This window comes from Eubacterium sp. CAG:161 (genome assembly GCF_000432355.1).
Taxonomy (GTDB): Bacteria; Bacillota; Clostridia; order Lachnospirales; family Lachnospiraceae; genus Eubacterium_G; species Eubacterium_G segne.
Window position 1 is genome coordinate 24,260 of record NZ_HF991858.1, and the last position, 3,250, is coordinate 27,509.

Genomic DNA, 3,250 nt, shown 5'->3' on the forward strand with positions numbered 1-3,250 from the left:
CTGCCGTACCATGTCCTCCAACCATTGGAATTGAGCCTGTACACAATCCCACTAACGGACTTATGTTTAGCAATTTTGAAAGTCCTACTGCCAGAAAATTCTGGAATACAATTAAGGTAATAACCAATCCAAGAAATACAATCATTGCTTTTCCGCCACTTCTCAAAACCTTTAGATTTGCCTGAAAGCCTACAGATGTAAAGAAAAATACCATGCATACTTCCTTTAAAATATCGTCAAAGGTAAACTCCGCCACTCCTGTTACATAGCATATACATGTAAATACTGCAAATATTACGCCACCAATAACCGGTGCCGGAATACAAAATCTTTCTAAAAAATTAACTCTCTTTTTTAAAAATTTTCCCAACATCAGAACAAGGACAGCAACTGCCATTGTCTGATACATATCCAATTCTATCTTCATATCAGCTGTTAATTATTTCCTTTCTCTATTTTAACGTCAATGCCGCATTCTTTGTAATATTCTGCAGCACCTTTGTGAAATGGAATTGAAATTCCTTCCACAGCAGTTTTTTCATCTAAGGAAATATCCACCGGCAGTGCCAGCTGAATTTCTTCCTTCTTATCAAAAAGAATTTTAGTTATATCCTTAACTGTTTTGTCTGATAATTTATCACTTGCCAGAAGAAGTGCTTTAACAGCAACCGTTTTAACATCCTGCTTTTGTCCATTGTATGTGCCTGCCGGAATAGTATATATGTTGTATGATTTGTAAGCTGACTCAAGTTTTTTGATACTTTCATCATCTAATGACAATAGTTCAATATCACACTGCTTCGCCAGTTCACTGATTACTGTAGTGGCTGTTCCTGCTGTACAGAAAAATGCATCAATTTCCATATCTTTTAACTTGTCTGCTGCACTGGTATAATCTAACTGAACTGTTTTTACTAATCTGTCTGTAAGTCCGTAAGCCTGTAAAATCTGTTTTGCACTTTGTTCTGTTCCTGATTCCTTTTCTCCTATGCTGATATTCTTTCCCTGAAGGTCATTTACCGATTTGATGTTTGAATCCTTCCTTACAACAATCTGACATGCCTCGTCATATAATGTTGCAATGGCACTGTATCCACGGTATTTATCGCCACCTGCGAAATTGCCTTCGCCGTAGTACGCATCATTTGTCATATCATTCTGGGCAATTGCCATTTGCAGATAGCCCTTTGATAAAAGTCGGAGATTCGCCGCCGAACCGGCTGTGGTTTTTACCTGCATATCATAGCCGTTGTCCGCCTCACTCACTACTCCTGCGAAAATATCGCTAAATACATGGTATGCACCGCCGATTCCTGCCGCACCCAATCTAATACTACTGCTGTCAGCACTGCACCCTGTAAGGGCAAATATCATTATAAATAAAATTATTAGTCTGTTTCTCACTAGAACACCTCGCTATGTTTTCTTGTTATTATGTATTTTATCATATAATTTGGATAAGACAAAGGGGAATGGTGGAAAGTGGGTGGGGACCAAAATTACTCTATAAAAAAATGAGATATTACCTTATAAATTTTTAGCAACATCTCATTCATATAAATTCCATTATTTATTTTTATATTGTTTCATATAGTAAATCGATTTCGTCAATTTCTTTTTTTAATCTATCTGAAATTTCATTATTAATGAATTCCTGCTTTATCTTTGCAATAAAATGTAAATCTGTAAACAAGTGTGTAATAGTGTTCAATAGACTTCCTATGTCAAGATTTTTAGGATTACGAGTTATAGCTGTATTAATAATTGTACTTGTGGATGCAATAGAATTTGAAATCAAAAGTATTTTTCGCGTTCTCACCTCAAATAAATCCTTATCCTCATTTTCTTTTCTAAACAAACCATGTGCTAAAGTGATAATAATATCAAACAACTTGGATACTATAAATGAAGCTCCTACGATTTTTGCATCTCTCGCAAAACACAGTGCGTCATAATTTTCACTATACAACTTACTCGCAAAATTTTCATTTATTGTTGACAATACCGGAACTGGCAAACCTAGTTTTGTAAATTCATCAGATTTTAAATGCTGATATTGAACAAATATTGCTGCCGGAAGATTTAAATAATCATCTCTTATTTCATCATAACATTCTTTAAACATAGTTCCCATAAACACTCTTTCAGGTGCAATTCGCATACAATTTTTCCCTGTTATAGCATCAACCCTAACAATCCTATTTGTTTGCAAATTGTTAAATGTAACACAATCAGTCAAAATATTTGCTGTACCAAAAATCCAACCTAATACCGGATCATGCCCTAATGTGTGTAATCTATGATATTTGCCTCCCATATTGATGCCCAAATCTTTAGATCCTTTTGTAATATCATATGGCACAGTTTGATATACAAGATTAATCCAATGTCCTGATTCATGTTTTTTTAAATGCTTGTCCCTAAATTTGTCATTAGCTTGTCTGTGCGCTTTCTCTATTGTAGGATCATTATGTGGCTTTCTCTTTGTAGAATCAAATTCTTTTCCATAATCAAATTTTTCCGCAACATAAGGAAATATTAAAGATTTTGTAACCTGCAATGCTATGGCAATTGCAAGAAATGACAAATCAGTTTTGTTAATAATGCTTGTTTTTTGAGAAATTTTTTTATTAATTTCATCTGCTTCTTCAAAAGCAGCGTTAATTTCACTTTCGGTCATAATATCCTCAAGAACCACGGGATTTGGCTCATATATGTTTGCCTCTCTAACAATATCATCCCATTTTTCTATTTGTGCTTTATGATCTAGTACCCTATTCTTACCTTTCTCATTAACGCATTCAACTACTTTCGATGTCTCATTATTCTTTCCTAATTTTTTTAATAATTCCATCGATTTCTCTATATTTAAATCTGATTCGTTTCTGGATTTTGCTTTATCTACACCTTGTAACAAAGATAAAGAAATATCCTTGTTCATCTTTAGTACTTTATTAACATCCATTTCATCATCCGAATATTTAAATTTACTCATACTAAAATTCTCCTATTTATGCCACAATGCCTAAATCATGTTGCAAATCTTTAATAGCTGATTGTAACAGAATATTTAATCCATTTAAATAGTCAATTCGTTCCTTATCAGCGTCACTCTCATCTTTTAATGCTTTTAAAATTGCTGTTTGCTTTGCTAATGCATTTTTATATATTAATTCCTTAGCTTCACGTAATTTTTTATTTTTCATATGACTTGCTACACCCATTCCTGCGCCGCCTAAAATCACCGCTG

The 3,250-nt window shown here is 33.8% G+C and carries 3 protein-coding genes and 1 pseudogene; all 4 read right to left on the minus strand.

The annotated features are described in order from the left end of the window. Positions 1 to 427, minus strand: a 427-nt coding sequence (locus Q5O30_RS04145; protein WP_302674573.1) for a sodium/glutamate symporter, incomplete at its 3' end; no start/stop codon positions are given. Between the two features lie 8 nt (positions 428 to 435). Next, positions 436 to 1,404, minus strand: a complete 969-nt coding sequence (locus Q5O30_RS04150) for a TAXI family TRAP transporter solute-binding subunit (protein ID WP_021952500.1) — start codon at positions 1,402 to 1,404, stop codon at positions 436 to 438. A gap of 172 nt (positions 1,405 to 1,576) precedes the next feature. Then, complete coding sequence (locus Q5O30_RS04155) at positions 1,577 to 2,995, minus strand: hypothetical protein (RefSeq protein WP_021952501.1); 1,419 nt, start codon at positions 2,993 to 2,995, stop codon at positions 1,577 to 1,579. Positions 2,996 to 3,011: 16 nt separating this feature from the next. Beyond that, positions 3,012 to 3,250, minus strand: a pseudogene (locus Q5O30_RS04160) (hypothetical protein); the annotation flags it as partial.